1 protein-coding gene is annotated in these 280 nt (G+C 68.9%); it reads left to right on the top strand.

From position 1 onward, the window contains the following. Positions 1-10: 10 nt before the first annotated feature. A partial coding sequence (locus IF00_RS42330) for an AMP-binding protein (protein WP_037640633.1) occupies positions 11-280 on the top strand: 270 nt, incomplete at its 3' end.

Raw genomic sequence — 280 nt, 5'->3', positions numbered from 1 at the left:
GGGCTCGCAGGTGGGGTTGTCGGCGGGGGAGAAGTGGCTGGCGGTGACGACGTTCGGTTTCGACATCTCCCTCCTTGAGGTCTTCCTGCCGCTGGTCTCTGGTGGCGTCGTGGTGATCGCGGATCGCGACGTGGTGCGTGATCCGGCGCAGTTGGGCCGTCTGGTGCGGTCCGAGGGTGTTGCGGTGATGCAGGCGACGCCGAGCCTGTGGCGCGCGCTGGCCGAGACGGACCCGGAGGCTGTGGAGGGTCTCAAGGTTCTGGTCGGTGGCGAGGCGGTG

This window comes from Streptomyces flavochromogenes (genome assembly GCF_000717595.1).
GTDB classification, from domain to species: Bacteria; Actinomycetota; Actinomycetes; order Streptomycetales; family Streptomycetaceae; genus Streptomyces; species Streptomyces flavochromogenes.
The sequence above is the reverse complement of the archived record's forward strand: the minus strand, read 5'-3'. Positions and strand labels throughout refer to the sequence as shown.